The following is a 21271-nucleotide window of genomic DNA, read 5'->3' on the forward strand; positions in this document are numbered from 1 at the left end:
GGCCGATCCGGGGGATCGACCCGCTGCGCCGGCCCGAGTTTTACCGCATCGGGGATTAACGTTCAATTAAGAGCGCGGCGGCGACTTTGCGGCCTTCGGCCATCAGGATGTTGTAGGTGCGGCAGGCGGCCTGGAAATCCATCGTCTCGACGCCGATCCGCTTCGCCGTGAGCGCCGCGACGAGCCGCGGGTGCGGGAAGCGCAGCCGCGCGCCGCTGCCGAAGATCACGAGTTCGGGCGTCGGGTCGAGCAGCATCGCGAAATGCTCGGGCGCGAGCGCCTCGAACGACGACACGGGCCATGCCTGGACCGGCGCGCCGGGCAGCACGATCACGCTCGTTTCATGGCGTTCGAGATTGACGTCGACATAATCGGGGCCGTAGCCGGTGACGGTGTTGAGCGCGCCGCTCGCGTCCTGGTGCAGTTTCAAATCGGTATTCCGCGGTTCCGTAGGGGAATGTGTCGCAGGGCCACAGGGGCCCGGATGGCCGGTTTTCGCTCGCCCGGGCACGCGGGACGCCTGACGGCGTGGGCCCGCGCGGCTATGGTGCATTGCGAAAGTCGGCCAAAATCCGCTAAATTATAACTTTTTGGTCGCCCCCGGGCGCCACTTGCGTCGCGCGTCGCCACAAGCCGCGCCCGACCGCCCGCTTTTTTCCAGTCTAGACAGCGCGCACAGACCGGCCGCTTTCCAGTTTTGATCCCGTCCCCCCGGCCGCAAGGCCAACCCAGGAACCGTGTCGTCGTGAAACCGATTCAGAAGTCGAACAAGCTGCTCAACGTCTGCTACGACATCCGTGGCCCGGTGCTCGAGCACGCGAAGCGCCTCGAGGAAGAAGGCCACCGCATCATCAAGCTGAACATCGGCAACCTTGCGCCGTTCGGTTTCGACGCGCCGGACGAGATCATCCAGGACATGATCCGCAACCTGCCGACATCGTCCGGCTATTCGGATTCGAAGGGCGTGTTCTCGGCGCGCAAGGCCGTGATGCACTACACGCAGGAAAAGGGCGTCGTGGGCGTCGGCCTCGACGACATCTACATCGGCAACGGCGCGTCCGAGCTGATCGTGATGGCGACCCAGGCGCTGCTGAACGACGGCGACGAAGTGCTGCTTCCCGCGCCCGACTACCCGCTGTGGACGGCGGCGGTCAGCCTGTCGGGCGGCACGCCGGTACATTACATCTGCGACGAGCAGAACGCGTGGATGCCCGATCTCGACGACATCCGCCGCAAGATCACGCCGAACACGAAGGCGATCGTCGTGATCAACCCGAACAACCCGACGGGCGCGCTTTATTCGGACGAATTGCTGCTCGAGCTGCTCGAGATCGCGCGCCAGCACGGGCTGATCGTGTTCGCCGACGAGGTGTACGACAAGATCGTCTACGACGGCCTCGAGCACACGGCGCTGGGCTCGCTGTCGGAGGACGTGATCACCGTCACGTTCAACAGCCTGTCGAAGAGCTATCGCTCGTGCGGCTACCGTGCGGGCTGGATGGCCGTGTCGGGCCTCGGCGGCGACAACCGCCGGCACGCGAAGGATTATCTCGAGGGGCTCGGCATCCTGTCGTCGATGCGCCTGTGCGCGAACGTGCCCGGGCAGTTCGCGATCCAGACGGCGCTCGGCGGCTACCAGAGCATCAACGAGCTGATCGTACCGAGCGGGCGCCTGTACAAGCAGCGCGAGCTCGCGTACGACATGCTCACGTCGATCCCGGGCGTGACCTGCGTGAAACCGCAGGCCGCGCTGTACATGTTCCCGCGCCTCGACCCGAAGCTTTATCCGATCCAGAACGACCAGCAGTTCATTCTCGACCTGCTGCTCGAGGAGCGCGTCTTGCTCGTACAGGGCACGGGCTTCAACTGGACGACGCCGGATCACTTCCGCGTGGTCTTCCTGCCGAACCTCGACGACCTGACCGATTCGATCAACCGGATCGCACGCTTCCTCGACGGCTACCGCAAGCGCCATTCGGCCTGAGCGGCACGGCCATACGGAACTTACTACTTCTCACTCATTCGATCACACGCAGCATGGAACCGATCAAAGTTGGCCTGTTGGGCTTCGGCACGGTGGGCAGCGGCACCTTCACGGTGCTGGGCCGCAACCAGGAAGAAATCAAGCGACGCGCGGGGCGCGGCATCGAGGTGACGCGCATTGCGGTGCGCAACCCGGCCAAGGCGCTGGCTGCGCTCGGCGGCGACGCCGGCGCCGCGCAGATCACCGACGATTTCAACGCAGTCGTCGATGATCCGTCGATCTCGATCATCGCCGAGATGATCGGCGGCACGGGTGTCGCGCGCGAGCTCGTGCTGCGCGCGATCGCGAACGGCAAGCACGTCGTGACCGCCAACAAGGCGCTGCTCGCGGTGCATGGCACCGAGATCTTCGAGGCTGCGCGCGCGAAGGGCGTGATGGTCGCGTTCGAGGCGGCCGTCGCCGGCGGCATCCCGATCATCAAGGCGCTGCGCGAAGGCCTGACCGCGAACCGCATCCAGTACATCGCGGGCATCATCAACGGCACGACCAACTACATCCTGTCGGAAATGCGCGATCGCGGGCTCGACTTCGCGACCGCGCTGAAGGCCGCGCAGGAGCTCGGCTACGCGGAAGCCGATCCGACCTTCGACATCGAAGGCGTCGACGCCGCGCACAAGGCGACGATCATGAGCGCGATCGCGTTCGGCGTGCCGGTGCAGTTCGACCGCGCGTACGTCGAGGGCATCAGCAAGCTCGACGCGACCGACATCCGCTACGCGGAAGAGCTCGGCTACCGGATCAAGCTGCTCGGCATCACGCGCCGCGCCGAAAACGGCATCGAGCTGCGCGTGCACCCGACGCTGATCCCGGAGAAGCGCCTGCTCGCGAACGTCGAAGGTGCGATGAACGCGGTCGTCGTGCACGGCGACGCGGTCGGCACGACGCTGTACTACGGCAAGGGCGCGGGCGCGGAGCCGACCGCATCGGCCGTGGTCGCGGATCTCGTCGACGTCACGCGCCTGCACACGGCGGACCCCGAGCATCGCGTGCCGCATCTCGCGTTCCAGCCCGACAGCCTGTCGAACACGCCGATCCTGCCGATCGAGGAAGTGACGAGCGGCTATTACCTGCGCCTGCGCGTTGCCGATCAAACCGGCGTGCTGGCCGACATCACGCGCATCCTCGCCGCATCGGGCATCTCGATCGACGCGCTGCTGCAGAAGGAATCGGAGCAGGTCGACGACGCGAACGGCGAAACCGACATCATCCTGATCACGCACGTCACGGTCGAGAAGAACGTGAATGCGGCGATCGCGCAGATCGAGAGCCTCGCGACGGTGGTATCGAAGGTGACGAAGCTGCGCATGGAAGCGCTGAACTGAGCTGAGGACGACATGAACTACATCTCCACGCGCGGCGCCGGCATCGGCGAGCGCCACACGTTCTCCGACATCCTGCTCGGCGGCCTCGCGAAGGACGGCGGGCTCTACCTGCCGACCGAGTATCCGCAGGTGTCCGCCGACGAGCTCGCGCGCTGGCGCACGCTGTCGTACGCGGATCTCGCGTTCGAGATCCTGTCGAAGTTCTGCGACGACGTGCCGGCCGACGACCTGCGCGCGATCACGCGCCGCACGTACACGGCCGACGTGTACCGCAACACGCGCCATGGCGAGAACGCAGCCGACATCACGCCGCTGAAGACGCTCGGCACCGAGAACGGCGTGCCGATCTCGCTGCTCGAACTGTCGAACGGCCCGACGCTCGCGTTCAAGGACATGGCGATGCAGCTGCTCGGCAACCTGTTCGAGTACACGCTCGCGAAGCACGGACAGACGCTGAACATTCTCGGCGCGACGTCCGGCGACACGGGAAGCGCGGCCGAATACGCGATGCGCGGCAAGGCCGGCGTGCGCGTGTTCATGCTGTCGCCGCACAAGAAGATGAGCGCGTTCCAGACGGCCCAGATGTTCAGCCTGCAGGATCCGAACATCTTCAACCTCGCGGTCGAAGGCGTGTTCGACGATTGCCAGGACATCGTGAAGGCCGTGTCGAACGATCACGCGTTCAAGGCGCAGCAGAAGATCGGCACGGTCAACTCGATCAACTGGGCGCGCGTCGTCGCGCAGGTCGTGTACTACTTCAAGGGCTACTTCGCGGCGACCCGATCCAATGACCAGCGCGTGTCGTTCACGGTGCCGTCGGGCAACTTCGGCAACGTCTGCGCAGGCCACATCGCGCGGATGATGGGGCTGCCGATCGCGAAGCTGGTGGTCGCGACCAACGAGAACGACGTGCTCGACGAGTTCTTCCGCACGGGCGCGTATCGCGTGCGTAGCGCCGAGAACACCTATCACACGAGCAGCCCGAGCATGGACATCTCGAAGGCATCGAACTTCGAGCGCTTCGTGTTCGACCTGCTCGGCCGCGATCCGGCGCGCGTGATGCAGCTGTTCCGCGACGTCGAGGAGAAGGGCGGCTTCGATCTGGCGGCGAGCGGCGATTTCGCGCGTGTGGCCGAGTTCGGTTTCGTGTCGGGCCGCAGCGGCCACACGGACCGCATCGCGACGATCCGCGACGTGTTCTCGCGGTACGACACGATGATCGATACGCACACGGCCGACGGCGTGAAGGTCGCGCGCGAGCATCTCGACGCGGGCGTGCCGATGGTCGTGCTCGAGACGGCGCAGCCGATCAAGTTCGGCGAGACGATTCGCGAGGCACTCGATCGCGAAGCCGAGCGGCCGGCCGCATTCGACGGGCTCGAGGCGCTGCCGCAGCGTTTCGAGGTCGTGAACGCCGACGCGCAGCAGGTGAAGGACTTCATCGCCGCCCATACGGGCGCATGACGCACGGCCGGGCCGCGAGCCCGGCTGCGCAGGACGGCCGGAATGCCGATTCGTCGAACGGATCGGGGTTCCGGCCGTTTCGTTTGGCGGTGCCGCGCGCTTACAGCCGCACCGCGCCCGAAACAAGTGCCAGACCCGCACGTTCGCGCCGATCACAGTTTCCGCATGTCCGCCATATCGCGCGCCCGCGCGACGGCGTCGCTACAATGACGTATTGAATCCAACGATCCCCGATTCCATCGATGTCGAACCCGAATCCCGCGGCGCCGCGCGCGCCGATGCTGTCGACCGCCGAGGCACTCGCCGCGCTGCTCGATGCCGCGAAGCCGTTGCCCGGCACCGAAACCGTCGCCACGCTCGATGCGCTCGGGCGCGTGCTGGCAGCCGACGTGAGCTCGCCGCTCGACGTGCCGCCGATGCATACGAGCGCGATGGACGGCTATGCGGTGCGCGTCGCCGACCTGCTGCATGGCGAGCGGCGTCTGCCGGTGTCGCAGCGCATTCCGGCCGGTCATCCGGCCGCGCCGCTCGCGGCCGGCACGGCCGCGCGGATCTTCACCGGCGCGACGGTGCCGCCCGGTGCCGACGCCGTCGTGATGCAGGAGCAGACGGCGGCCGATGGCGATGCGGTCGAGATCCTGCACACGCCGAAGGCCGGTGAATGGATCACCGCGCAGGGTGCGGATATCCGGCAGGGCTCGGTGATCCTGCCCGCCGGCACGCGGCTCACGCCGCAGGCGCTCGGCCTGGCCGCGTCGGTCGGCTGCGCGCAGCTGTCCGTCGCGCGGCGGATTCGCGTCGCGGTGTTTTTCACCGGCGACGAGCTGACGATGCCGGGCGAGCCGCTGAAGCCAGGCGCGATCTACAACTCGAATCGCTTCACGTTGCGCGGGTTGCTGGAGCGGCTCGGCTGCCACGTGACCGACTACGGGATCGTGCCCGATTCGCTCGCCGCGACGCGCGACACGCTGCGCGAGGCTGCACGCGATCACGACGTGATCCTGACGAGCGGCGGCGTGTCGGTCGGCGACGAGGATCACGTGAAGCCGGCAGTCGAGGCCGAAGGGCGGCTCGCGCTATGGCAGATCGCGATGAAGCCCGGCAAGCCGCTTGCTTACGGCGCTGTGCGTCGCGGCGACGATCGCCCCGACGCGCACTTCATCGGGCTGCCCGGCAACCCGGTGTCGAGCTTCGTCACGTTCCTGCTGTTCGTGCGACCGTTCCTGCTGCGCCTGTCCGGCGTGCGCGACGTCGCGCCGCGCGCGCTGTCGCTGCGCGCCGACTTTTCGCAGAACAAGGGCGACCGGCGCAACGAATTCCTGCGTGCGCGCGTCAACGCGGCCGGCGGTCTCGACCTGTTCCCGAACCAGAGTTCGGCGGTGCTGACGTCGACGGTGTGGGGCGATGGCCTGATCGACAACCCGCCGCAACACGCGATCAGCGCCGGCGAAACCGTGCGTTTCATTCCGTTTTCCGAACTGCTGTCGTAACGCGACGGCTTCCCGAACCATGAAGATTCAGCTGAAATTTTTTGCAAGCGTGCGCGAGGCACTGGGCGTCGCCGACGAGCAGGCCGACGTGCCGGACAGCGTCACCACCGTGGGCGACGTGCGCGCGTGGTTGCGCGTGCGCGGCGGTGCGTGGGCCGAGACACTCGCGGAAGGGCGCGCACTGCGCATGGCGTGCAATCACGAGATGACCGATCCCGACACGCGGCTGACCGAAGGCTGCGAAGTTGCGTTCTTTCCGCCGGTCACGGGCGGTTGAGGCACCGGCGATGGCTACGGTACGAATCCAGACCGACGACTTCGACCTGAACGCCGAGGTTGCGGTATTACGTGCGCGCAACCCGAAGATCGGCGCGGTCGCGTGCTTCGTCGGCACGGTGCGCGATCTGAACGAAGGCGATTCGGTTGCGGCAATGGAGCTCGAGCACTATCCGGGAATGACCGAGAAGGCGCTCGAGAAGATCGCCGCCGAGGCCGCCCGGCGCTGGCCGGGCATTGACGTCGCGATCGTGCATCGGGTCGGTCGGCTCCTGCCGCTCGACCAGATCGTGATGGTCGCAACGGTTGCGTCGCACCGCGGCGATGCGTTCGCGTCGTGCGAATTCGTGATGGACTACCTGAAGACGGAAGCGCCGTTCTGGAAGAAGGAAACCACGCCGGATGGCGAGCGCTGGGTCGATGCGCGCAGTACCGACGATGCCGCGCTCGCGCGCTGGGGCATCGAATCGGGCAATACGCGGCGCTGAGCGTGGCGCCTGGGTAATGCGGCGCGATGCCGCATGCGTGCAAGCGGCGCGCGCGATGGCCACCCGTTCCGCTTACGCGTCCGGATCGCTGCTGCGCCCGATGATCTTCGTCGGAAACGGCTCGCCGCGGGCACGCGACGGCAACGCGTGCGGATCGTCGCCCGCGTCGCGACGGCGCGGCGCGACCGCGTCGAGCAGCGCCTGCTGCTCGGGCGGAATCTGGTAGTCCCAGCCGAACCGGCTCAACTGCAGGCTCTGCGCGATCCGCAGCGCCGGTTCCATGAAGCGGATCGCCGCGGGCGGCGCGTAGCGCGCCTCGACGGTTTTCAGGAACAGCGACAGCCAGCGGCTGAAATGGGCCGGCTCGATTCCATCGAGCGGCTGGTGCGCCTGCTGCACGTTACCGCGATAGCCCTTGGTGCCGAGCACGAGGCTCGACCAGAACATGACCATCTTCGGCAGGTGGTCGTCCCAGCGGCCGGCCAGCTTCGCGTCGAACACGGGCCCGAGCAGCGGATCGGCGCGCACGCGGTCGTAGAACGCGTAGACGAGATCGCGGATGTTCTCTTCGGTCGGCTCGGTGTCGCGAGGGCGGGCCGGGGCGGTATCGGGCGAGGCGGGCAGGACGGTCATGGAAAAAGGGCCGGGAGAAATAGGCAACGCCGGGGCGACGGCGCGGGCATCGAGCAGGACGCCGGCCGGATTTTGACGCAAAATAGCGTCCAACAACCCCTGAAAAACGTGTAAGTGTCACGCATCTTATTGCGCGCGCGCCATCCCGGCAACCCGGGACCGCGGAACAGGGCCGTCAACCGGCCTCGTGCGCATCCCGATCGGCCCGGCTCACGTAATCGGGGCACGATCGATCTTTTCCGTATTCGCCCATGAGACTCACCGACTACACCGACTATTCGCTGCGCGTGATGCTGTACCTTGCCGTGCGTGGCGAGGGACTCGCGACGATCCAGGAGATCTCGGACGCCTACGGCATCTCGAAGAACCATCTGATGAAAGTCGTGCAGCAGCTCGGCGAGCTGGGATGGGTCGACACCGTCCGTGGCCGCAATGGCGGGCTGCGGTTGTTTCCCGAATCGCTGCAACTCACCGTCGGCCAGGTCGTGCGTGCGACCGAGAGCGATTTCGCGCTGGTCGGCTGCTTCTCGACCGACGGTGACGCGTCGCGCGGCTGCGTCATCGAGCCGCAGTGCCGCCTGAAGGGCGTGCTGGCAGCCGCGCGCGATGCGTTCTTCGCCGAACTCGACCGTCACACGGTCGGCGAGCTGGTCGAACCCGCTTCGCCCCTCGTGGCATTGCTCGGCATCCGTCCGGTCGTGCGCATGCGTGCCGAGCCGTCGCCGGAAGACGCGCCTGCGTCCGTCGAGCCGCCGTCGACGGCCGGCTGATACGCGCTCGCCGCGCGCCGCAATCCAGCCGTGGCCCGTCCCCGGGCCGCTTCGAGGCTATCCATCGATTTTTGCGCTGAATCAACCCGAATTTCGCTTGAAAGCCGCATAACCATCCTCATCTTGGTGTTAATCGAAAATTGGAGGTCTCGACTAAATGAGAATCGACAAGCTCACCACCAAGTTCCAGGAAGCACTCGCGGACGCGCAAAGCCTCGCGGCAGGCCGCGACAATCAATACATCGAACCCGTTCACGTTCTCGCGGCGCTGGTCGCGCAGCAGGACGGTTCCGCCCGCTCGCTGATGTCGCGCGCGGGCGTTCACATTCAGGCGCTGCAAGGCGCGCTGAACGAGGCCATCTCGCGCCTGCCGCAAGTGACGGGTACGGGCGGCGACATCCAGATCGGCCGTGAACTGGCCGGGCTGCTGAACCAGGCCGACAAGGAAGCGCAGAAGCTCAACGACACGTTCATCGCGAGCGAGATGTTCCTGCTCGCCGTGTCCGACGACAAGGGCGACGCCGGCAAGCTTGCGCGCCAGCACGGCCTCACGCGCAAGGCGCTGGAAGCCGCGATCGCCGCGGTGCGCGGCGGCTCGCAGGTGCACAGCCAGGACGCGGAAAGCCAGCGCGAGGCACTGAAGAAATACACGGTCGACCTGACCGAGCGCGCCCGTGCGGGCAAGCTCGATCCGGTGATCGGCCGCGACGACGAAATCCGCCGTTCGATCCAGATCCTGCAGCGCCGCACCAAGAACAACCCGGTGCTGATCGGCGAGCCGGGCGTCGGCAAGACGGCGATCGTCGAAGGGCTCGCGCAGCGGATCGTCAACGGCGAAGTGCCCGAGACGCTGAAGGGCAAGCGCGTGCTGTCGCTCGACATGGCCGCGCTGCTTGCCGGCGCGAAGTATCGCGGCGAATTCGAGGAGCGCCTGAAGTCGGTGCTCAACGACATCGCGAAGGACGAAGGCCAGACGATCGTCTTCATCGACGAAATCCACACGATGGTCGGCGCGGGCAAGGCCGAAGGCGCGATGGATGCGGGCAACATGCTGAAGCCGGCGCTGTCGCGCGGCGAGCTGCACTGCATCGGCGCGACCACGCTCGACGAATACCGCAAGTACATCGAGAAGGATGCCGCGCTCGAGCGCCGCTTCCAGAAGGTGCTCGTCGACGAGCCGAGCGTCGAGGCGACGATCGCGATCCTGCGCGGGCTGCAGGAGAAGTACGAACTGCACCACGGCGTCGACATCACCGATCCGGCGATCGTCGCCGCGGCCGAGCTGTCGCATCGCTACATCACCGACCGCTTCCTGCCGGACAAGGCCATCGACCTGATCGACGAAGCCGCTTCGAAGATCAAGATGGAAATCGATTCGAAGCCCGAAGAGATGGACAAGCTCGACCGGCGTCTGATCCAGCTGAAGATCGAGCGCGAAGCGGTGAAGAAGGAGCAGGACGAAGCATCGCAGAAGCGCCTGCAGCTGATCGAGGAAGAGATCGAGCGCCTCGGCCGCGAATATGCGGACCTCGAGGAGATCTGGACCGCCGAGAAGGCCGCGGTGCAGGGCAGCGCGCAGCTGAAGGAAGAGATCGAGAAGGTGCGCGCCGACATCGCGCGGCTGCAGCGTGACGGCAAGCTGGAGAAGGTTGCGGAGCTGCAGTACGGCAAGCTGCCGCAGCTCGAGGCGCAACTGAAGCAGGTCACGCAGGCCGAAGAGCAGGAGCAGCACAACCCGACGCGCCCGCGCTTGTTGCGCACGCAGGTCGGTGCGGAGGAAATCGCGGAAGTCGTGTCGCGTTCGACCGGGATTCCCGTGTCGCGGATGATGCAGGGCGAACGCGAGAAGCTGCTGCACATCGAGGAAAAACTGCATGAGCGCGTGGTCGGCCAGCACGAGGCGATCAGCGCGGTGGCCGATGCGATCCGCCGTTCGCGTGCGGGTCTCGCCGATCCAAACCGTCCGTACGGCTCGTTCCTGTTCCTCGGCCCGACGGGTGTCGGCAAGACCGAGCTGTGCAAGGCGCTGGCGTCGTTCCTGTTCGATTCGGAAGAGCACCTGATCCGCATCGACATGAGCGAGTTCATGGAGAAGCACAGCGTCGCGCGGCTGATCGGCGCGCCGCCGGGCTATGTCGGCTACGAGGAAGGCGGCTACCTGACGGAAGCCGTGCGTCGCAAGCCGTACAGCGTGATCCTGCTCGACGAGATCGAGAAGGCGCATCCGGACGTGTTCAACGTGCTGCTGCAGGTGCTCGACGACGGCCGCATGACGGACGGGCAGGGGCGCACGGTCGACTTCAAGAACACGGTGATCGTGATGACGTCGAACCTCGGCTCGCAGGTGATCCAGGCAATGACGGGTGCGCCGCAGGAAGAGATCAAGGACGCGGTGTGGCTCGAGGTGAAGCAGCATTTCCGCCCCGAGTTCCTGAACCGGATCGACGACGTCGTCGTGTTCCATGCGCTCGACCGCAGCAACATCGAGTCGATCGCGAAGATCCAGCTCGCACGCCTGCACGACCGGCTCGCGAAGCTCGACATGGCGCTCGACGTGTCGGAGGCGGCGCTCGAACAGATCGGCAAGGTCGGCTACGATCCGCTGTTCGGTGCGCGTCCGCTGAAGCGCGCGATCCAGCAGGAGATCGAGAACCCGGTCGCGAAGCTCATCCTCGCGGGCCGCTTCGGTCCGAAGGACGTGATTCCGGTCGACATCCACGACGGCAAGTTCGTGTTCGACCGCGTCGTTCACTGATCGCAGGCCTCCGGCCGCCGCCCGGTTCGCGCCGGGCGCGCAAAAACAAACACCCCGCCTCGGCGGGGTGTTTGCTTATGGAGCGTCGCAACGACGCAGCGCTTCAGCCCTGCTTGTTGCCGCCGAACATGCCGGCGATCTGCGACAGCGAGCCGAGCACGTTCGACGGGTCGACCTGTGCCTGGCCATCGGCCGGCACGGCGCCGTCCGGCGTCGCGTGGTTGACGACGTGCGGCAGCACCTGCGCGAGCACGGTCGACGCCATCGACGGGTCGACACCGAACTTGCTTGCCAGCGCGCCGATCGCGTCCGAGCCGAGCACGTTCTGCAGCGCGTCCGGCGAGATCGGCTGGTTCTGGCCGGTGCCGACCCACGAACCGATGACGTCGCCGGCGCCGCCGGCCTTGAACTTCTCGATCAGGCCGTTCAGGCCGCCCGGCTGGTTGTTGATGAATTCGAGCGCGGTCGTGATCAGCGCGCTTTGCGAGTTGCCGCCGGCCTGGCCGCCGATCAGACCGCCAACGATGTCGAGGAGACCCATGGTTCTTCACCTTTACCGATAAGGGCGCCACGCAGTGGGCGCCCGTTGAACGAATGCCGCGCGCACGCTGTCGTGCGCGCGGCGCATATCAGGCGCCCGACGCCGCGGCGGCGGAGGCTGCCTTGTCCTTCTTGCTCTTCTTCTTCGAACCCTTCGTCGCCTTTGCCGACGACGCTGCGGCCGGTGCGCTCGCACCCGCATCGGCGGATGCCGCCGCTGCTGCGGCCGCCTTTTCCTTCTTCGTCATGCGCTTGGCCTTGGCCGGCTTCGCCGCCGCATCCGGCGCGCTTGCCGCCGGTGCCGGCGCAGTGGCCGTGGTGCCGGCCGTCGCGGTCGTGGACGTCGATGCCGTGCCTGCCGACGTCGTTGCCGACGTGGTGGCCGATGTCGTCGCGGCCGGCTTCGACAGCTTCACGCCCTTCGGCGGCGTCGACGAGCCGCCGATCGTCAGGCCGTTTTCCTCGAGATGCCCGACCGACTTCGTGCCGAGGCCCTTGACGCGGTTCGCGAGATCGTCCGCATCCTTGAACGGGCCGTTCTTGGTGCGTTCGTCGATGATCGCCTTCGACTTCACGGGCCCGAGACCCTTCACGGATTCGAGCGTGGCCTGGTCAGCCGAGTTGACTTCGACGGCCGCGGCAAGGCCTGCGGCGAGCGACAGCGATAGCGCGACGAACAGCATCAGCAGCTTTTTCAGCATGGCAAAGGCTCCCTGGTTCTGACGGATGAATGGCTGTTGCAACGGACGGCAGGTCGAGGCGTGGCCGGGCGTCGCCGTTAAGCATAGGACAAATGCGTGCCCTTTTTAAGACAGGCTGACCGAATCTTGCTGAAGGCTTGCGGCGCTGTAAAGACAGAAACCCGTGTCGGGCGGCGGTTTTGACCATTCTTTACGGTGTCGCCGGCATGTCGCCGACGATCGTCGCGCTAGCTGTTCGACAGGGCTTGACTTAGAGTGAACTCTAACTCCTAACCTTGTTCCTGCCATGTCGAAAACCGTATCCAAACCTTCCGCCGCCGGTCCGCTGACGATCGGGCAAGTCGCCGAAATGACCGGCTTGTCGACGCATACGCTGCGGTACTACGAGCAGGTCGGCCTGCTGCGCGCGATTTCGCGCACGGCGGCCGGGCACCGGCTCTATGCGCCGTCCGACCTTGACTGGCTGGACTTCGTGATGCGCCTGAAGGCGACCGGCATGCCGATCGCGCAGATGCAGGCGTTCGCGGTACTGCGTGCACAAGGCGAGTCGACCTTCGGTGCGCGGCGCAGCCTGCTGGTCACGCATCGCGACGCGGTGCGCGCGCATATCGCGGAGCTGCAGGCGAGCCTCGACGTGATCAGCGACAAGATCGCGTACTACGAGGCGCGGGAGCGCGAGTCGGAACGACAGGCAAACCCTTCTTACTCTCTACCGGAACAGGACGGACACCATGGAACGACTCGTTGAAGATCGCTACACGCGCGGCTGGAACAAGCTGAAGGAAATCGACGGTGAAGTGGGGGAACGCGTGATCGCGGCGCTCGCGCCGATCGCGCCGGATTTCGGGCGGCTGCTCGTCGAGTTCGGCTTCGGCGACATCTACAGCCGGCCGCAGCTCGACCTGAAAGCGCGCGAGATCGCGACGATCGCGGCGCTGGCCGCGCTCGGCAACGCGCAGCCGCAACTGAAGGTGCATATCGAGGCCGCGCTGAACGTCGGCTGCACGCGCGACGAGATCGTCGAGGTGTTCATGCAGATGGCCGTCTACGCGGGTTTCCCGGCCGCGCTCAACGCGCTGTTCGCCGCGCAGGAGGTGTTCGTGCGACGCGACGAAGCGGCCGGCAAGGCCGATGAGGCGGGTGGCACCGCGAACGCGCGCGAAGCGGCAGCGCAGGACGCATGAGGGGCGACGCGCCGGATCGTCACGCGCGGTGCGGCGCGACGATCCGGTGCTTCGCGATGCGCCGGTACAGCGTCGCACGCGAGATGCCGAGCGCCTGCGCGGCCGCGTCGGGCCGCCAGCGATGCGCGGTGAGCGCCGCGACGATGCGGCCGCGTTCGTCGTCGGGTAGCGTGCCGGGTACTACGCCGCGGAGTTGCGCGGCGATATCGGCCGGCAGATCCTGCCGCGTCACGCGCGCGGCGTCGCACACCGCACACGCATAGCGCAGCACGTTGCGCAATTGCCGCACGTTGCCGGGCCACGGGTACGCGGCGAGCTGTTCGGCGAGCGTCGCATCGAGCGTCAGCACGTGGCCGGTTGCCTGTGCCTCCTCGGCGAATACAGTGGCGATCACGTCGCGCACATCGGCGCGCTCGCGCAGCGGCGGCAGTTCGAACGTCGCGCCGCTCAGCCGGTAGTACAGGTCCTCGCGGAATATGCCGTCGGCCACCATGCGCGCGAGATCGCGGTGCGTCGCGCAGATCACGTCGAGATCGACGCGAACGGGCGTGTCGCTGCCGAGCGGCACGACTTCGCCATCGGCGAGCACGCGCAGCAGGCGCGTCTGCAGCGCGAGCGGCATGTCGCCGATTTCGTCGAGGAACAGCGTGCCGCCGTCGGCGAGCGCGATCTTGCCGCGCGCGCCGTGCTTGCGTGCGCCGGTGAACGCGCCGGCCGCATAGCCGAACAGTTCGCTCTCGATCAGCGCTTCCGGCAGCGCGCCGCAGTTGACCGCGACGAACGGCCGCGCGCGCCGTGCGCCGGCGTCGTGGATCGCACGCGCGAACACTTCCTTCCCCGCGCCGGTCTCGCCGAGTACGAGAATCGGCAGCCGCTTGCTCGCGACACGCAGCGCGAGTTCGGCCTGTTGTGCGATATGCGTGTCGCTGCTGTGCAGGAACGGCGTCAGCGCGCCGACGTGGCGTTGCGCGGTGCCCGGGCGGCGCGAGGCCGTGCCGGGCTCGCGGCCGGTGCGCCGTAGCGGCGCACGCAGCCGCGCATAGAGCGGCGCGCCGGTCGCGCGCAGCCGCAGTGCGACGATCGCATCGAGTCGCGCGGCATCGCGCAGCGGCATCTCGGTCGCATCGAAGATCTCGTCGATATGGCGCGGTTCACGCAGTGCGGGCAGCGCGTCGCGCGCCTGCCGGTTCGCAGCGACGATATTGCCGCATTCGTCGAATGCGATCAGCCACTCCGGTTGCGCTTCGACATAGTGACGATTCGGATGCCCGAACAGGATCCAGTGCTGCGCGGTGCTATGTACGAAATAGCCGTCCTCGATCAGCGCTGCGCTCTGCCGCACGAGTTGATAAACGAGACGCTGGCTGTCGCGGCCGTCGGGCGAGTGGACGGCCGACGCGTCGAGCACGCCGATCAGCTCGCCGCCCGGCGAGAAGATCGGCGCCGCGCTGCAGGTGAGCGTCGTGAATGCCGCGCGAAAGTGATCGGTCTTGTGCACGGTGATCGGCGCGAGATCGGTCAGCACGTTCGCGACGCCGCACGTGCCTTCCTCGCTTTCCGACCAGCACGAGCCGATGTGCAGCCCCGCATGACGGAAGTCGTTGCGGCGCTCGCGGTCGATCCGGTAGTCGATCGTCACGCCGTGCGCGTCCGTCAGCATCACGCAGTAGTCGGCGACGCGGATCATGTCGTGCAGCCGCGTCAGGCACTGGCCCGACGCACGCAGGAAGGCCTCCTCCTTGTCGCGCACTTCGCGCAGCTCGGCCGCGGTCAGCACGCGCGGGCCGATCGATGATGCGGGGTCGAGACAGTAGCGCTCCAGCGACCGTTGCCACGACGACACGAGGCGCGTGGAATCGGCCGGCGCGGGCAGGCGTCCGGCGAGCGCGCCGAGCACTCGGTCGGCGTGCTGGGCCTGGGGGACGGCGTAGGGCATGGTCGGCTCCGGTTCCGTACGGCGGGGATGCGATGTTCTTGTAGCACATCCCGTTCGCCGGATCACATTGCATCGCAGCACGCGGCGGGCGTGAGACGTTCGTCTCACCGGTATCGCGGACTGTCTCGTGTCGTTGAGACACGTTCATGTGCGACAGGCGGAGATCGTCCGGCATGACGCGGCCTGCGCGGCGCCCCGATACCGCGGGGTTTGCGGCCAGAGCGGTGCGCTTGCACCGGCGACGCGGCAGCCGTTTCATCGCATCGGCGATGTGAGACGCGCAGGCCGAGTTGCCGCGCGCTCCGTCCTTCCAGCATCGAATCAGGAACGCCTGCATACCGGCTGCTCCCGCATTCACAAGGGTTTCACGTTCATCGCACGCACGGTGGCACGCCGCTTGCAGAGATCACGGGCAAGTCGGCGCGGTCGCGTCGGCGACGATCCGCCGCCCGACGATGGCAGCGGACGAGACAGGCAGGACCCGGCGCACGCCAATGCACCGCGGCCGGCCAACTGGATGGAGACGAACCCGTGACGACGCCCGTTACCGTCGGTGTGATCGCGAACCCCGCATCGGGGCGCGACATCCGCCGCCTCACGACGCATGCCTCCGTGTTTCCGACGGCCGAGAAGGCGAACATGATCGTGCGCCTGCTGGCCGGCCTCGGCGCGATGGGCGTCGAGCGCGTGCTGACGCTGCGCGACCGCACGGGCATCGCGACGCTGCTGCTGCGCGCGATCGACACCCATCGTGCGGTCGCGCCGCGCGAGCGCTGGCCCGAGGTCGAATTCGTCGACCTGCCGATCACCGATTCCGTCGCCGATACACAGGCCGGCGCCGCGTACCTGCACCGGACGGAAGTCGCACTGATCGTCGTGCTCGGCGGCGACGGCACCCATCGCGCGGTTGCCGCGCACTGCGGCGCGACGCCGCTCGTCGCGCTGTCCACCGGCACCAACAACGCGTTTCCCGAACATCGCGAAGCCACCGTCGCCGGCGTCGCGGCGGGACTTGCCGCCACCGGCGCGGTGCCGGCTGAAGTCGCGTTCACGCGCAACAAGCGGCTCGTCGTGCGCTGCGTGGCGGGCGCGCAGCCGGGGCGCGAGGAGATCGCGCTCGTCGACGTGTGCGCCGCGCGGCAGCGCTTCATCGGCGCCCGCGCGATCTCGGGGTCCGACGACATCGATTCGCTCTACCTGACGTTTGCGGAACCGGACGGAATCGGGCTATCCGCGCTCGGCGGCGCGTGGGCGCCGCTCGAACGCAGCGCGCCGCACGGGCTTGCAATGCGCTTCGCGGCCGAAGGCAAGACGGCCGGCACGCCGCTCGTCGCACCGATTGCGCCGGGCCGCGTCGACCGCGTCGTGATGCGCAGTTGCGAGCGGCTCGAGCCGGGTGCATGGCAGACGATCCCGTTCGAGCACGGCACGCTCGCGTTCGACGGCGAGCGCGAGATCGAGGTCGCGCGCGGCGATCGCTACGAGATCTCGCTCGACTGGCGCGGGCCGCTGACGGTCGACGTCGGCCGCACGCTGCGCTACGCGTCGTCACGGCAGCTGCTGCGCGATGCCGGCGAGTGGCGCTACTGAGACGCCGTTTTACCGTGTGACATTTCGATATCCATAACGATCATCAAGGAGACATTGCCATGACAGCCCCACTCGAAGGACAGGTCGCCATCGTCACGGGCGGCGCGCGCGGCATCGGCCGCGGCATTGCACTGACGCTTGCCGACGCGGGCGCCGACATCCTGCTGGCCGACCTGCTCGACGACGCACTCGACGCCACCGCACGCGAGATACGCGCGCTCGGGCGGCGGGCGGTGGTTGCGAAGGTCGACGTCACGCAGGCCGCGCAGGTCGACGCAATGGTTGCGCAGGCGCTCGCCGACCTCGGCCGGCTCGACATCCTCGTGAACTGCGCGGGCGTGATCAGCATTCATCCGGTCGGCGAATTGACCGAGCGCGACTGGGATTTCGTGATGGACGTGAATGCGAAGGGCACCTTCCTCGGTTGCCGCGCGGCGCTTGCGCCGCTGAAGGCGCAGGGCCGCGGCCGGATCATCAACGTCGCGTCGATCGCCGGCAAGGAAGGCTTTCCGAATCTCGCGCATTACAGCGCGTCGAAATTCGCGGTCGTCGGGTTCACGAACGCGCTCGCGAAGGAGGTCGCGCGAGACGGCGTGACCGTCAACGCGATCTGCCCCGGCATCGTGCGTACCTACATGTGGGACCGGCTGTCCGACGAATGGAAGACCGACGGCGAATCGGTCGAGGAGTCGTGGCAGCGGCACCAGTTGACGCTGATCCCGCAGGGCCGCGCGCAGACACCGGAAGACATGGGCCGGCTCGCGCTGTTCTTCGCGACGATGGACAACGTGACGGGCCAGGCCGTGAACGTCGACGGCGGTTTCACGTTTCACTGACGGCCGCAGGCCGTGCAATCCGTCGCCGCGGCCCGGCCGCGGCGGCATTCGCAGTCAGACCTACCCAGGAGACACACATGACAGCTTCGACACAGCTCAGCAGGGACAAACTGCTGGACGCCTACCGGATGATGCGCACGATCCGCGAATTCGAGGAACGCCTGCACGTCGAATTCGCGACCGGCGAGATCCCCGGCTTCGTTCACCTGTACGCGGGCGAGGAGGCCTCCGCGGTCGGCACGATGCTGCACCTCGGCCTCGACGACTACGTCGCGACCACGCACCGCGGCCACGGCCATTGCATCGCGAAGGGCGTCGACGTGCACGGGATGATGGCCGAGATCTACGGCAAGAAGACGGGCGTCTGCCACGGCAAGGGCGGCTCGATGCACATCGCCGACCTGTCGATGGGGATGCTCGGCGCCAACGGGATCGTCGGCGCGGGCGGCCCGCTCGTCTGCGGCGCGGCGCTCGCGGCGAAGCACAGGAAGACCGGCGGCGTCGGCGTGTGCTTCTTCGGTGACGGCGCATCGAATCAGGGCGTGATCTTCGAATCGATGAACCTCGCGTCGGTGTGGCGGCTGCCCGCGATCTTCGTGGCTGAAAACAACGGCTATGCGGAAGCGACGTCGTCGAGCTGGTCGGTCGCGACCGACAACATCGCCGATCGCGCGAACGGGTTCGGGATGCCGGGCGTGATCGTCGACGGCTTCGACTTCTTCGCGGTGCACGAGGCGCTCGGCGAGGCCGTCGAGCGCGCGCGCAACGGCGGCGGCCCGACGCTGGTCGAGGTGAAGTTCACGCGTTATTTCGGTCACTTCGAAGGCGATGCGCAAACCTACCGCGCGCCGGGCGAAGTGCAGAAGCTGCGCGACGAGAAGGACTGCCTGAAGCATTTCGAAACACGCGTGGTGCGGGCCGAAGCGCTGACGACCGCCGACCTGCGCGCGGTCGATGCACAGGTGAAGGCGCTGATCGACGATGCGGTTGCACAGGCCAAGGCCGCGCCGGTACCCGACGCAGCCGACCTGCTGACCGACGTCTACGTGTCGTACCCGTGAGCGCGGCCTGACACCGCGGCCGGCACGGCGAACCGAACATTCCAGGAGACAGACATGGCAAGGAAGATCACTTATTCGCAGGCGATCAACGAAGCGCTCGCGCAGGAAATGGCGCGCGACGACAGCGTGATCGTGATGGGCGAGGACAATGCAGGCGGCGCGGGCGCGCCGGGCGAGGACGACGCGTGGGGCGGCGTGCTCGGCGTGACGAAGGGGTTGTTCCACAAGTTTCCGGGCCGCGTGCTGGATACGCCGCTGTCCGAAGGCGGCTACATCGGCGCGGCGGTAGGCGCTGCCGCATGCGGGATGCGGCCCGTCGCGGAGCTGATGTTCATCGATTTCATGGGCGTGTGCTTCGACCAGATCTTCAACCAGGCCGCCAAGTTCCGCTACATGTTCGGCGGCAAGGCCGTGACGCCGGTCGTGATCCGCGCGATGTATGGCGCAGGGCTGCGTGCGGCTGCACAGCATTCGCAGATGCTGACGTCGCTGTTCACGCACATTCCGGGGCTGAAGGTCGTGTGCCCGTCGACGCCGTACGACGCGAAGGGCCTGCTGATCCAGGCGATCCGCGACAACGATCCCGTGATCTTCCTCGAACACAAGCTGCTCTATACCCGCGAAGGCGACGTACCGGAGGAGTCCTATGCGATTCCGTTCGGCGAAGCGAACGTGATGCGCGACGGCGACGACGCGACGATCGTCACGTACGGCCGGATGGTGCATCTCGCGATGGACGCGGCCGCGAAGCTCGCGAAGGACGGCATCCAGGTCGACGTGATCGACCTGCGCACGACGTCGCCGCTCGACGAGGAAACGATCCTCGAAAGCGCGGAGCGCACCGGGCGCGTGGTGGTTGTCGACGAAGCGAACCCGCGCTGTTCGATCGCGACCGACATCGCCGCACTCGTCGCGCAGCGCGCGTTCCATGCGCTGAAGGCGCCGATCGAGCTGGTGACCGCGCCGCATACGCCTGCACCGTTCGCGAGCGTGCTGGAAGACCTGTATATCCCGTCCGCCGATGCGATTGCGCAGGCGGTCCTGAAGACGAGGAGCTGACACGATGTCGATTCACATGATCACGATGCCCAAGTGGGGGCTGTCGATGGAGCAGGGGCAGGTCAACGGCTGGCTGAAGGCGATCGGCGAACGCGTGGCGAAGGGCGACGAAGTGCTCGACGTCGAAACCGACAAGATCTCGTCGGGCGTCGAATGCGCGTTCGACGGTACGCTGCGCCGGCAGGTCGCGCAGGAAGGCGAGACGCTGCCGGTCGGCGCGCTGCTCGGCGTGGTCGCGGCCGTCGACGCGAGCGATGCCGACATCGATGCGGCGATCGCCGATTTCCAGCGCGATTTCGTGCCGAGCGCGGCCGCCGACGAAGCCGCGGGCCCGCAGCCCGAAAAGGCGCAGATCGGCGGCCGGACGGTGCGCTTCCTGAAGCTCGGCGAAGGCGCGGGCACGCCCGCCGTGCTCATCCACGGCTTCGGCGGCGACCTGAACAACTGGCTGTTCAATCACGCGGATCTCGCCGCGCACCGGCCGGTGTGGGCGCTCGACCTGCCCGGTCATGGCGAGTCGGGCAAGGCGGTCGAGACGGGCAGCCTCGACGAACTGGCCGACGCGGTGCTTGCGCTGCTCGATGCGAAGGGCATCGACCAAGCCCACCTGATCGGCCATTCGATGGGTGGCGCGGTCGCGATGGCGGCGGCCGAGCGCGCACCGCAACGCATCGCGTCGCTGACGCTGATCGCGAGCGCGGGGCTCGGCACCGACATCAACCGTGCTTACATCGACGGCTTCGTCGCCGGCAACAGCCGCAACACGCTGAAGCCGCACCTCGGCGCGCTGTTTGCCGACAACGCGCTGGTCACGCGGCAACTCGTCGAGGATCTCGTCAAGTACAAGCGGCTCGAAGGCGTGCAGGCCGCGCTCGAAAAGATCGCGCATGCCGCGTTCGACGGTGCCGCGCAGCGGCGCGTGTTCCGCGACCGGCTCGCGACGCTTGCACCGCGCACGCTCGTGATCTGGGGCGAGCGCGACCAGGTGATCCCCGCGCAGCACGCGCAGGGCCTGCCGGACGGCGTGCGTGCCGAGGTGATCGCAGGCAGCGGGCACATGGTGCAGATGGAGGCGGCCGCTGACGTGAACCGCCTGATCGTTGCGTTTCTCGGAGACTGACG

20 protein-coding genes are annotated in these 21271 nt (G+C 67.3%); 15 read left to right on the forward strand and 5 right to left on the reverse strand.

From position 1 onward, the window contains the following. Positions 1-55: 55 nt before the first annotated feature. Positions 56-430, reverse strand: a complete 375-nt coding sequence (locus tag BDI24065_RS06695; protein WP_175030550.1) for an Mth938-like domain-containing protein — start codon at positions 428-430, stop codon at positions 56-58. Positions 431-745: 315 nt separating this feature from the next. On the opposite strand from BDI24065_RS06695, the gene BDI24065_RS06700 reads away from it, so the two are divergent. The 6 genes from BDI24065_RS06700 to BDI24065_RS06725 all read left to right on the forward strand — a co-directional run bounded on the left by BDI24065_RS06700 (position 746) and on the right by BDI24065_RS06725 (position 7084). Further along, positions 746-1984, forward strand: a complete 1239-nt coding sequence (locus BDI24065_RS06700; protein WP_046545879.1) for a pyridoxal phosphate-dependent aminotransferase — start codon at positions 746-748, stop codon at positions 1982-1984. Positions 1985-2037: 53 nt separating this feature from the next. Next, entirely contained in the window at positions 2038-3366 is a 1329-nt protein-coding gene (locus BDI24065_RS06705; RefSeq protein WP_122945582.1) for a homoserine dehydrogenase, read from the forward strand. 12 nt (positions 3367-3378) lie between these two features. Further along, complete coding sequence (gene thrC, locus BDI24065_RS06710) at positions 3379-4830, forward strand: threonine synthase (RefSeq protein WP_175030551.1); 1452 nt, start codon at positions 3379-3381, stop codon at positions 4828-4830. Between the two features lie 242 nt (positions 4831-5072). Next, a complete protein-coding gene (locus BDI24065_RS06715) occupies positions 5073-6320 on the forward strand; it encodes a molybdopterin molybdotransferase MoeA (protein ID WP_175030552.1) in 1248 nt (415 codons plus the stop codon). A gap of 19 nt (positions 6321-6339) precedes the next feature. Continuing rightward, complete coding sequence (gene moaD / locus BDI24065_RS06720; RefSeq protein ID WP_011352296.1) at positions 6340-6597, forward strand: molybdopterin converting factor subunit 1; 258 nt, start codon at positions 6340-6342, stop codon at positions 6595-6597. Positions 6598-6607: 10 nt separating this feature from the next. Then, positions 6608-7084: a molybdenum cofactor biosynthesis protein MoaE gene (locus BDI24065_RS06725; RefSeq protein ID WP_175030553.1), complete on the forward strand. Its 477-nt coding sequence runs from the start codon at positions 6608-6610 to the stop codon at positions 7082-7084. A gap of 72 nt (positions 7085-7156) precedes the next feature. On the opposite strand, the gene BDI24065_RS06730 is transcribed toward BDI24065_RS06725, so the two are convergent. After that, positions 7157-7717, reverse strand: coding sequence for a group III truncated hemoglobin (locus BDI24065_RS06730; protein WP_175030554.1), 561 nt, complete (start codon positions 7715-7717; stop codon positions 7157-7159). A gap of 251 nt (positions 7718-7968) precedes the next feature. On the opposite strand from BDI24065_RS06730, the gene BDI24065_RS06735 reads away from it, so the two are divergent. Continuing rightward, positions 7969-8487, forward strand: coding sequence for an Rrf2 family transcriptional regulator (locus BDI24065_RS06735; RefSeq protein ID WP_175030555.1), 519 nt, complete (start codon positions 7969-7971; stop codon positions 8485-8487). Between the two features lie 157 nt (positions 8488-8644). Next, entirely contained in the window at positions 8645-11242 is a 2598-nt protein-coding gene (clpB, locus tag BDI24065_RS06740; protein WP_175030556.1) for an ATP-dependent chaperone ClpB, read from the forward strand. A gap of 103 nt (positions 11243-11345) precedes the next feature. On the opposite strand, the gene BDI24065_RS06745 is transcribed toward clpB, so the two are convergent. Both BDI24065_RS06745 and BDI24065_RS06750 read right to left on the reverse strand, forming a co-directional pair. After that, positions 11346-11783, reverse strand: a complete 438-nt coding sequence (locus BDI24065_RS06745) for a YidB family protein (protein WP_175013583.1) — start codon at positions 11781-11783, stop codon at positions 11346-11348. Between the two features lie 88 nt (positions 11784-11871). Further along, positions 11872-12483: a ComEA family DNA-binding protein gene (locus BDI24065_RS06750; RefSeq protein WP_175030557.1), complete on the reverse strand. Its 612-nt coding sequence runs from the start codon at positions 12481-12483 to the stop codon at positions 11872-11874. 286 nt (positions 12484-12769) lie between these two features. Between BDI24065_RS06750 and BDI24065_RS06755 the strand changes: the two genes are divergently transcribed. Further along, on the forward strand, positions 12770-13231 hold the full coding sequence (locus BDI24065_RS06755) for a MerR family transcriptional regulator (protein ID WP_175030558.1): 462 nt from the start codon (positions 12770-12772) through the stop codon (positions 13229-13231). Next, a complete protein-coding gene (locus BDI24065_RS06760; protein WP_175030559.1) occupies positions 13215-13667 on the forward strand; it encodes a carboxymuconolactone decarboxylase family protein in 453 nt (150 codons plus the stop codon). The genes BDI24065_RS06755 and BDI24065_RS06760 overlap by 17 nt, the downstream gene beginning before the upstream one ends. Before the next feature lie 19 nt (positions 13668-13686). Here BDI24065_RS06760 and BDI24065_RS06765 read toward each other — a convergent pair whose 3' ends face one another. After that, the gene (locus tag BDI24065_RS06765) at positions 13687-15603 is read right to left on the reverse strand and encodes a sigma-54-dependent Fis family transcriptional regulator (protein WP_175030560.1); all 1917 of its coding nucleotides are present in this window, start codon (positions 15601-15603) and stop codon (positions 13687-13689) included. A 531-nt stretch (positions 15604-16134) separates the two neighbouring features. Here BDI24065_RS06765 and BDI24065_RS06770 point away from each other — a divergent pair. The 5 genes from BDI24065_RS06770 (at position 16135) to BDI24065_RS06790 (ending at position 21269) form a co-directional block, all read left to right on the forward strand. Further along, the gene (locus BDI24065_RS06770; RefSeq protein WP_175030561.1) at positions 16135-17193 is read left to right on the forward strand and encodes an ATP-NAD kinase family protein; all 1059 of its coding nucleotides are present in this window, start codon (positions 16135-16137) and stop codon (positions 17191-17193) included. A gap of 59 nt (positions 17194-17252) precedes the next feature. Further along, a complete protein-coding gene (locus BDI24065_RS06775) occupies positions 17253-18029 on the forward strand; it encodes an SDR family NAD(P)-dependent oxidoreductase (protein ID WP_175030562.1) in 777 nt (258 codons plus the stop codon). Between the two features lie 77 nt (positions 18030-18106). After that, positions 18107-19090, forward strand: a complete 984-nt coding sequence (locus BDI24065_RS06780) for a thiamine pyrophosphate-dependent dehydrogenase E1 component subunit alpha (RefSeq protein WP_175030563.1) — start codon at positions 18107-18109, stop codon at positions 19088-19090. A gap of 54 nt (positions 19091-19144) precedes the next feature. Beyond that, a complete protein-coding gene (locus tag BDI24065_RS06785) occupies positions 19145-20149 on the forward strand; it encodes an alpha-ketoacid dehydrogenase subunit beta (RefSeq protein WP_048021073.1) in 1005 nt (334 codons plus the stop codon). 4 nt (positions 20150-20153) lie between these two features. Beyond that, entirely contained in the window at positions 20154-21269 is a 1116-nt protein-coding gene (locus tag BDI24065_RS06790) for an acetoin dehydrogenase dihydrolipoyllysine-residue acetyltransferase subunit (RefSeq protein ID WP_175030564.1), read from the forward strand. The last annotated feature ends 2 nt before the right edge of the window (positions 21270-21271 follow it).

The organism is Burkholderia lata, assembly GCF_902499025.1.
In the GTDB taxonomy this organism is placed as follows: Bacteria; Pseudomonadota; Gammaproteobacteria; order Burkholderiales; family Burkholderiaceae; genus Burkholderia; species Burkholderia lata_C.

Excerpts from the sequence above, each read along its gene's own strand:
- BDI24065_RS06730 (WP_175030554.1), bottom strand. The coding sequence starts at position 7,717 with ATGACCGTCCTGCCCGCCTCGCCCGATACCGCCCCGGCCCGCCCTCGC.
- BDI24065_RS06755 (WP_175030558.1), top strand. The coding sequence starts at position 12,770 with ATGTCGAAAACCGTATCCAAACCTTCCGCCGCCGGTCCGCTGACGATC.
- BDI24065_RS06715 (WP_175030552.1), top strand. The coding sequence starts at position 5,073 with ATGTCGAACCCGAATCCCGCGGCGCCGCGCGCGCCGATGCTGTCGACC.
- BDI24065_RS06780 (WP_175030563.1), top strand. The coding sequence starts at position 18,107 with ATGACAGCTTCGACACAGCTCAGCAGGGACAAACTGCTGGACGCCTAC.
- BDI24065_RS06785 (WP_048021073.1), top strand. The coding sequence starts at position 19,145 with ATGGCAAGGAAGATCACTTATTCGCAGGCGATCAACGAAGCGCTCGCG.
- BDI24065_RS06705 (WP_122945582.1), top strand. The coding sequence starts at position 2,038 with ATGGAACCGATCAAAGTTGGCCTGTTGGGCTTCGGCACGGTGGGCAGC.
- moaD (WP_011352296.1), top strand. The coding sequence starts at position 6,340 with ATGAAGATTCAGCTGAAATTTTTTGCAAGCGTGCGCGAGGCACTGGGC.
- BDI24065_RS06775 (WP_175030562.1), top strand. The coding sequence starts at position 17,253 with ATGACAGCCCCACTCGAAGGACAGGTCGCCATCGTCACGGGCGGCGCG.
- BDI24065_RS06735 (WP_175030555.1), top strand. The coding sequence starts at position 7,969 with ATGAGACTCACCGACTACACCGACTATTCGCTGCGCGTGATGCTGTAC.
- BDI24065_RS06725 (WP_175030553.1), top strand. The coding sequence starts at position 6,608 with ATGGCTACGGTACGAATCCAGACCGACGACTTCGACCTGAACGCCGAG.
- BDI24065_RS06750 (WP_175030557.1), bottom strand. The coding sequence starts at position 12,483 with ATGCTGAAAAAGCTGCTGATGCTGTTCGTCGCGCTATCGCTGTCGCTC.
- BDI24065_RS06760 (WP_175030559.1), top strand. The coding sequence starts at position 13,215 with ATGGAACGACTCGTTGAAGATCGCTACACGCGCGGCTGGAACAAGCTG.
- BDI24065_RS06745 (WP_175013583.1), bottom strand. The coding sequence starts at position 11,783 with ATGGGTCTCCTCGACATCGTTGGCGGTCTGATCGGCGGCCAGGCCGGC.
- BDI24065_RS06765 (WP_175030560.1), bottom strand. The coding sequence starts at position 15,603 with ATGCCCTACGCCGTCCCCCAGGCCCAGCACGCCGACCGAGTGCTCGGC.
- thrC (WP_175030551.1), top strand. The coding sequence starts at position 3,379 with ATGAACTACATCTCCACGCGCGGCGCCGGCATCGGCGAGCGCCACACG.
- clpB (WP_175030556.1), top strand. The coding sequence starts at position 8,645 with ATGAGAATCGACAAGCTCACCACCAAGTTCCAGGAAGCACTCGCGGAC.
- BDI24065_RS06790 (WP_175030564.1), top strand. The coding sequence starts at position 20,154 with ATGTCGATTCACATGATCACGATGCCCAAGTGGGGGCTGTCGATGGAG.